Raw genomic sequence first — 7,495 nt, forward strand, 5'->3', positions numbered from 1 at the left:
AGGTCGAGTGGGGTCACGCAACCTTTTTGGGGTTGCGTGTGGAGCAAGTGTTGGAAGTTGGATTAACGGCCTTCGTGGGGGCTGTGTTGCGCTAATCGTGTTTGCCGGTTGGCGAGGTGGATTTTAGAAGGTGAGGGTGGGGGTAAACAGACTCGGTTTTGATAAACACTGTTGGTTGATCTGGTAATAATCGACTGGGAGTCGGTGGCTGTCTGGTGAATTGCTATTGGATGGGCAGGCGCCATCGCGAGCAAGCTCGCTCCCACAGGGGGAGCGGCGTTGGACGTAAAGTGAGCGTTCAATGGAGATCAACTGTGGGAGCGAGCTTGCTCGCGATAGCGGTGGATCAGTTTGCATGGATATTGACTGACCCACCGCCATCGCGAGCAAGCTCGGCTCCCACTAGTACCGACATTTTGTAGGGACTTGTTACTACCATCGTCGAATGGTTCTATAGGCCCGCCCCGGGCTACAACGGGATCATACAAAAACAACTATTCACCGAGGTAAGAAAGATGAGTGCGGCTTCTGTGTATCCCGTTCGTCCCGAGGTTGCGGCCAATACGCTGACTGACGAGGCGACCTACAAGGCCATGTACCAGCAGTCGGTCGTCAACCCGGACGGCTTCTGGCGCGAGCAGGCCAAGCGCCTCGATTGGATCAAGCCTTTCACCACGGTGAAGCAGACGTCCTTCGACGATCACCATGTCGACATCAAGTGGTTCGCCGACGGCACCCTGAACGTTTCCTACAACTGCCTCGACCGTCACCTGGCCGAGCGCGGCGATCAAATTGCGATTATCTGGGAGGGCGATGACCCGTCCGAGAGCCGCAACATCACTTATCGCGAGCTGCACGAAGAAGTCTGCAAGTTCGCCAACGCCCTGCGCGGCCAGGACGTGCACCGCGGCGACGTGGTGACCATCTACATGCCGATGATCCCTGAAGCCGTGGTCGCGATGCTGGCCTGTACCCGGATCGGTGCGATTCACTCGGTGGTGTTCGGTGGTTTCTCCCCCGAAGCCCTGGCGGGCCGGATCATCGACTGCAAATCCAAAGTGGTGATCACCGCCGACGAAGGCATTCGCGCCGGCAAGAAGATCCCGCTCAAGGCCAACGTCGATGACGCGCTGACCAACCCGGAAACCAGCAGCATCCAGAAAGTCATCGTGTGCAAGCGCACGGCGGGCAACATCAAGTGGAACCAGCACCGTGACATCTGGTACGAAGACCTGATGAAGGTCGCCGGTACCGTTTGCGCGCCGAAAGAGATGGGCGCCGAGGAAGCGCTGTTCATCCTCTACACCTCCGGCTCCACCGGCAAGCCGAAGGGCGTGCAGCACACCACGGCTGGCTACTTGCTGTACGCGGCGCTGACCCATGAGCGCGTGTTCGACTACAAACCGGGCGAGGTCTACTGGTGCACCGCCGACGTGGGTTGGGTCACCGGCCACAGTTATATCGTCTACGGCCCGCTGGCCAATGGCGCGACCACGCTGCTGTTCGAGGGCGTGCCGAACTACCCGGACATCACCCGGGTGGCCAAGGTTGTCGACAAGCATAAGGTCAGCATCCTCTACACCGCGCCGACCGCGATCCGCGCGATGATGGCCTCGGGCACCGCCGCGGTCGAAGGTGCCGATGGCAGCAGCCTGCGCCTGTTGGGGTCGGTGGGCGAGCCGATCAACCCGGAAGCCTGGGACTGGTACTACAAGAATGTCGGCAAGGAGCGTTGCCCGATCGTCGACACCTGGTGGCAGACCGAAACCGGTGGCGTGCTGATCAGCCCGCTGCCAGGCGCCACGGCGTTGAAGCCAGGTTCGGCCACGCGTCCGTTCTTCGGCGTGGTGCCGGCACTGGTGGACAACCTCGGCAACCTGGTCGAGGGCGCCGCTGAAGGCAACCTGGTGATCCTCGATTCGTGGCCAGGCCAGGCGCGTACGCTGTACGGCGACCATGACCGTTTTGTCGACACCTACTTCAAGACCTTCAGTGGCATGTACTTTACCGGTGACGGCGCTCGTCGCGACGAGGACGGCTACTACTGGATCACCGGTCGGGTGGATGACGTGCTCAACGTCTCCGGCCACCGCATGGGCACCGCCGAGATCGAAAGCGCCATGGTCGCCCACCCGAAAGTCGCCGAAGCGGCGGTGGTGGGCGTGCCGCACGACATCAAGGGGCAGGGCATTTATGTCTACGTCACTCTCAATGCCGGCGAAGAAACCAGCGAGGCCCTGCGCCTGGAGCTGAAGAACTGGGTGCGCAAGGAGATCGGTCCGATTGCTTCGCCAGACGTGATCCAGTGGGCACCGGGGCTGCCGAAGACCCGCTCCGGCAAGATCATGCGCCGCATCCTGCGCAAGATCGCCACGGCGGAATACGACGGGTTGGGTGATATCTCCACCCTGGCCGACCCGGGTGTGGTGGCGCACCTGATCGAGACACACAAGACCATGAACGTGGCCTGACGGTCGCGTGTAGCACCTAAGAGCCCCGCCCGGCGTTTGCCGGGCGGGGCTTTTTTATGGGCGCGCTGGGAGGGCCTGAAGTGTGGTGCCTTTGTGGCGAGGGAGCTTGCTCCCGCTCGGCTGCGCAGCAGTCGTAAACCGGTCAATGCGGTATGCCTGAGCAAGCGCGGTGCCTGGCTATTGGGGCTGCTGCGCAGCCCAGCGGGAGCAAGCTCCCTCGCCACAGGGTTTGGTGTTTGGCTGATAGGTGTTCGAATAAATATCGGCGTTTAAAGTAGGAGGTGTCTGAACGTTACCGACGTTTCGAAATGTGTAACCAAAGGCGCCATAACGGGGCGATGTGAAACGCGAAGCCCCGTCATAGGGCGGTTCCAGGCGTCTGTGAAAATAAGCCGACACGCTGTGCTTGCCGGATTAGAAGGGTTTGCGAATAATGGGCCCGCTATTTGCAGCATAGATCGGTTTCCCTTCTTTTGCTCTTGCATGAATTTGCGGGGCTGTCAATGTGCTCAAACAGCTTTCTTGGTGCTTCTGTAATTTGTTGTCGCATTGAAGAAATATCGGCTTCGGGCCTGTCGTTAGAATGCCGATCACTCGCTCGTCGTGGCTCGCGTTGGATAAATCGTGAGCTTCCTAGGACGCAGCACCAAAGTTCGTTTCACCCATTCGCATATTGGGCTGTTGCTCACTCTGCCGTTTTTGCCCTTTACCGATGGAGTCCCAAGATGAAGAAACTTGTGCTGCTTGGCGCCCTGGCACTGTCCGTGCTGTCCCTGCCGACCTTCGCTGATGAGAAGCCCCTGAAGATTGGTATCGAAGCGGCTTACCCTCCGTTCGCCTCGAAAGCCCCGGATGGCAGCATCGTCGGTTTCGACTACGACATCGGCAATGCGCTGTGCGAAGAGATGAAGGTCAAGTGCGTGTGGGTCGAGCAAGAGTTCGACGGCCTGATCCCGGCGCTGAAGGTGCGCAAGATCGACGCGATCCTGTCGTCCATGTCGATCACTGAAGATCGCAAGAAGTCGGTTGATTTCACCAACAAGTACTACAACACCCCGGCCCGCCTGGTGATGAAGGCCGGTACCCAGGTCAGCGACGGCCTGGCCGAGCTCAAGGGCAAGAACATCGGCGTGCAGCGCGGTTCGATCCACGAGCGTTTCGCCCGTGAAGTGCTGGCCCCGCTGGGTGCCGAGATCAAGCCGTACGGTTCGCAGAACGAGATCTACCTGGACGTGTCCGCCGGCCGCCTCGACGGCACCGTGGCAGACGCTACGCTGCTGGATGACGGCTTCCTCAAGACCGATGCCGGCAAGGGCTTCGCCTTCGTCGGCCCGGCCTTCACCGATGAGAAATACTTCGGCGACGGCATCGGTATCGCGGTTCGCAAGGGCGATGCCTTGAAAGACAAGATCAATGGCGCGATCACTGCCATTCGCGAGAACGGCAAGTACAAGCAAATCCAGGACAAATACTTCGCTTTCGACATCTACGGCAAGTAACGACGTCCCGCCACTCGTGCGAAATGGCGCAAGCAACAGGATCTCTGCGGTTTGCGCCATTTTTTCATCCCACTTTCGAGGACCTGAATCATGTTGAAAGGCTACGGGGCTGTCATCCTCGATGGCGCATGGTTGACGCTTGAGCTCGCCTTGTCGTCCATGGCCCTGGCCATCGTCCTGGGGTTGATTGGTGTCGCGTTGCGCCTCTCGCCGGTGCGCTGGCTGGCGTGGCTGGGCGACCTGTATTCCACGGTCATCCGCGGCATTCCCGACCTGGTGCTGATCCTGCTGATTTTCTACGGCGGCCAGGACCTGCTCAACCGCGTCGCGCCGATGCTTGGCTATGACGACTACATCGACCTGAACCCGCTGGCGGCCGGTATCGGCACGCTGGGTTTCATTTTCGGTGCGTACCTGTCGGAAACCTTTCGCGGTGCCTTCATGGCGATCCCCAAGGGGCAGGCCGAGGCGGGCATGGCGTATGGCATGAACAGCTTCCAGGTGTTCTTCCGGGTGCTGGTGCCACAGATGATTCGCCTGGCGATTCCGGGTTTCACCAACAATTGGTTGGTGTTGACCAAGGCCACTGCGCTGATTTCCGTGGTGGGCCTGCAAGACATGATGTTCAAGGCCAAGCAGGCGGCGGATGCCACTCGCGAGCCTTTCACCTTCTTCCTCGCAGTGGCGGCGATGTACCTGGTGATCACCAGTGTCTCGTTGCTGGCGTTGCGTCACCTTGAGAAGCGCTACTCGGTAGGCGTAAGGGCGGCTGATCTATGATCTTCGACTACAACGTCATCTACGAAGCTTTGCCGCTGTATTTCAGCGGCTTGCTGACCACTCTGAAGCTGTTGGCCCTGTCGCTGTTCTTCGGCCTGCTGGCGGCGCTGCCCCTGGGGTTGATGCGGGTGTCCAAGCAGCCGGTCGTCAACATGACGGCCTGGCTCTACACCTACGTGATCCGCGGCACGCCGATGCTGGTGCAGCTGTTCCTGATCTACTACGGGTTGGCGCAGTTCGCGGTCGTGCGCGAGAGCTTCCTCTGGCCATGGCTGTCCAGCGCAACGTTCTGTGCGTGCCTGGCGTTCGCCATCAACACCAGTGCCTACACCGCCGAAATCATCGCCGGCAGCCTGCGGGCCACGCCCAACGGTGAGATCGAAGCGGCCAAGGCCATGGGCATGTCGCGCTACAAGCTGTATCGCCGGATCCTGCTGCCGTCGGCCCTGCGCCGGGCGCTGCCGCAATACAGCAACGAAGTGATCATGATGTTGCAGACCACCAGCCTGGCCTCCATCGTGACCCTGATCGACATCACCGGTGCCGCGCGCACGGTGAACGCGCAGTATTACTTGCCGTTCGAGGCCTACATCACCGCCGGTGTGTTCTACCTGTGCCTGACCTTCATCCTGGTGCGCCTGTTCAAACTGGCCGAGCGCCGCTGGCTGGGTTACCTGGCCCCGCGCAAGCACTGATAACGCATCGATCCGATCGACTGCTCAACGACTGACGTTTTGTGAGAACCGACCGCATGTACAAGCTTGAAGTCCAAGACCTGCATAAACGCTATGGCAGTCACGAAGTGCTCAAGGGCGTGTCCCTGAAAGCCGCCGCTGGCGATGTGATCAGCATCATCGGCTCCAGTGGCTCCGGCAAGAGTACTTTCCTGCGTTGCATCAACCTGCTTGAGCAACCCCATGCCGGCAAGATCCTGCTCAACAACGAAGAGTTGAAGCTGGTGGCGGGCAAGGACGGCGCCATGAAGGCTTCGGACCCCAAGCAACTGCAGCGCATGCGTTCGCGGCTGTCGATGGTGTTCCAGCATTTCAACCTGTGGTCCCACATGACCGCGCTGGAAAACATCATGGAGGCGCCGGTGCATGTACTGGGCGTGGCCAAGGCCGAAGCACGGGAGAAGGCCGAGCACTATCTGAACAAGGTTGGCGTGGCTCATCGCAAGGATGCCTACCCGGGCCACATGTCCGGCGGCGAGCAGCAGCGCGTGGCGATTGCCCGTGCGCTGGCGATGGAGCCTGAGGTGATGCTGTTCGACGAGCCGACCTCGGCGCTGGACCCGGAACTGGTGGGCGACGTGCTCAAGGTGATGCAGGCCCTGGCCTTGGAAGGCCGGACCATGGTGGTGGTGACCCACGAAATGGGCTTTGCCCGTGAAGTGTCGAACCAGCTGGTGTTCTTGCACAAAGGCATCGTCGAAGAAAGCGGCAACCCGCGCGAAGTGCTGGTGAATCCGCAATCCGAGCGCCTGCAACAATTTCTGTCGGGCAGCCTCAAGTAATCGCTCCCGTTACGCACCTGATTTGGGTCATGCTGCGCACCGCGCGCCAGATGGTCTAATTTGGTTGCAGCCGCTTTTGGCTTTAACACTGTTTTCGCTTCGGATCGCCCGCCATGACTGCCCATCGAATAGGTTTCCTGATTTGGCCCAGCACTAAAGCCTTGACGCTGGCGCTGGCCGAGGACGCCTTGCGTGTCGCCCAGCGGGTGCATCCGGATGTGGTCTACGAGTTGTCGTTCTTGCAGGCCGAGCCACCGGCCGACGGCGCCTGGCAATTGCCGGGCGAACCCTGGGCCGGCAAGCTCGAGGGTTTCCAGAAGCTGTTCCTGCTGGCCGATGAGCCGCCGACCGCGCTGGCCTCGCCCCTGGGCAGCGCCCTCAAGCAACTGGTGCGTGCCGGTTGTGTGATCGGCGGTTTGTCTGCCGGTGTCTATCCCCTGGCGCAATTGGGGTTGCTCGACGGTTACCGTGCCGCTGTGCATTGGCGTTGGCAGGACGATTTCTCCGAACGCTTCCCCAAGGTCATTGCCACCAGCCATCTGTTCGACTGGGATCGCGATCGCCTGAGCGCTTGCGGCGGCATGTCGGTGCTGGACCTGCTGCTGGCGGTGCTGGCCCGGGATCACGGCGCGGAACTGGCCGGCGCGGTGTCGGAAGAGCTGGTGGTCGAGCGCATTCGCGAGGGTGGCGAGCGCCAGCGCATTCCGTTGCAGAATCGCCTCGGCTCCAGCCATCCAAAGCTCACCCAGGCGGTGTTGCTGATGGAGGCCAACATCGAGGAGCCGCTGACCACCGACGAAATCGCCCAGCATGTGTGCGTATCCCGTCGGCAACTGGAGCGGATCTTCAAGCAATACCTCAACCGCGTGCCCAGCCAGTATTACCTGGAGCTGCGCCTGAACAAGGCCCGGCAGATGCTGATGCAGACCAGCAAGTCCATCATCCAGATCGGCTTGTCCTGCGGTTTCTCCTCGGGGCCCCACTTCTCCAGCGCCTACCGCAACTTCTTCGGCGCCACGCCGCGGGAAGACCGCAACCAGCGACGCAGCAGCAGCCCGTTCGAATTGTCCTCGGTGCCGTCCGAACGGGGCTAACCGGCAAGACTGCGGATAGGCGGTCAACACAAGAACTGTGGGAGCGAGCTTGCTCGCGATGGCGGTATTTCAGTGAAATGAATGTTGGGTGTACCTCCGCCATCGGCAGCCATAACGCTCCCACAGGTGGTTTTG

Annotated in this window: 6 protein-coding genes; all 6 read left to right on the forward strand. The window is 60.7% G+C overall.

Translation table 11 applies throughout. The features are described from left to right. The first annotated feature begins 515 nt into the window (after positions 1-515). The 6 genes from acs to ACIPQ1_RS14505 all read left to right on the forward strand — a co-directional run bounded on the left by acs (position 516) and on the right by ACIPQ1_RS14505 (position 7,360). Positions 516-2,471, forward strand: coding sequence for an acetate--CoA ligase (gene acs / locus ACIPQ1_RS14480; protein WP_186710565.1), 1,956 nt, complete (start codon positions 516-518; stop codon positions 2,469-2,471). 725 nt (positions 2,472-3,196) lie between these two features. Continuing rightward, a complete protein-coding gene (locus tag ACIPQ1_RS14485; RefSeq protein WP_014339812.1) occupies positions 3,197-3,970 on the forward strand; it encodes an ABC transporter substrate-binding protein in 774 nt (257 codons plus the stop codon). Positions 3,971-4,060: 90 nt separating this feature from the next. Then, on the forward strand, positions 4,061-4,750 hold the full coding sequence (locus ACIPQ1_RS14490; protein WP_250963456.1) for an ABC transporter permease: 690 nt from the start codon (positions 4,061-4,063) through the stop codon (positions 4,748-4,750). Continuing rightward, on the forward strand, positions 4,747-5,445 hold the full coding sequence (locus ACIPQ1_RS14495; RefSeq protein ID WP_053124415.1) for an ABC transporter permease: 699 nt from the start codon (positions 4,747-4,749) through the stop codon (positions 5,443-5,445). The genes ACIPQ1_RS14490 and ACIPQ1_RS14495 overlap by 4 nt, the downstream gene beginning before the upstream one ends. A 56-nt stretch (positions 5,446-5,501) precedes the next feature. Beyond that, entirely contained in the window at positions 5,502-6,266 is a 765-nt protein-coding gene (locus tag ACIPQ1_RS14500; protein ID WP_186710561.1) for an ABC transporter ATP-binding protein, read from the forward strand. A gap of 113 nt (positions 6,267-6,379) precedes the next feature. After that, entirely contained in the window at positions 6,380-7,360 is a 981-nt protein-coding gene (locus tag ACIPQ1_RS14505) for a GlxA family transcriptional regulator (protein WP_411385418.1), read from the forward strand. The last annotated feature ends 135 nt before the right edge of the window (positions 7,361-7,495 follow it).

The organism is Pseudomonas sp. LARHCG127 (assembly GCF_052871455.1).